The organism is Symbiopectobacterium sp. (assembly GCF_051710365.1).
In the GTDB taxonomy this organism is placed as follows: Bacteria; Pseudomonadota; Gammaproteobacteria; order Enterobacterales; family Enterobacteriaceae; genus Symbiopectobacterium.
Window position 1 is genome coordinate 1 of record NZ_JBPETA010000410.1, and the last position, 549, is coordinate 549.

Consider the following 549-nt stretch of genomic DNA (forward strand, 5'->3'; position numbering starts at 1 on the left):
TTGGCAGTTCAAGGACGTAGCGTGCCAGATATGAAGAAAAAACCGACTCAAAAACCCACAGCGCGTTGGGTTTTCCTCTGTTTTTTTGGGATTTATGAGTTCAGTATTGGTGACAGACCACCACAAATATCCAACCTCAATTCTGTTCACAAGACCATCGTTGATGTTCTCGGCGAGCGATACCGTCGAATTTATTCTTAAAGTAGGTGCGGAATGACGGATGTAATCCTTACCCTTGTATTTTATATAATAAGGGTGCACCAGGCCTTCAACGGGCAATATTCTTGTCGTAGTTTTCTTGTCAATATCGGTTTTCCAAACACAGGCAACACCGCCATCATTATCAAAATAGAACGCGCTTTTATCCCCCCAGGTATAGCGACGATCGTAAGCCCATTGCGATGATTTATTATCATTTGGATCTAGGGCCTGTCATCAAATAAGCCAGACGATGGAAGCTGCCAGATGGATAGCGCCCAGAAAGTTAATAGCGGTCTTGTCGTAACGAGTGGCAATAGCGCGATACTGCTTCAGTCGGGCAAAGAAGTT

At 44.4% G+C, this 549-nt stretch carries 1 protein-coding gene and 1 pseudogene; one reads left to right on the forward strand and one right to left on the reverse strand.

The window, feature by feature from the left end:
* Positions 1-201, forward strand: a pseudogene (locus ACTBDZ_RS18370) (IS1634 family transposase); the annotation flags it as partial.
* A gap of 234 nt (positions 202-435) precedes the next feature.
* Here the strand turns inward: ACTBDZ_RS18370 and ACTBDZ_RS18375 are convergent.
* On the reverse strand, positions 436-549 hold a 114-nt coding region (locus tag ACTBDZ_RS18375), incomplete at its 5' end, for a transposase (RefSeq protein ID WP_438815984.1).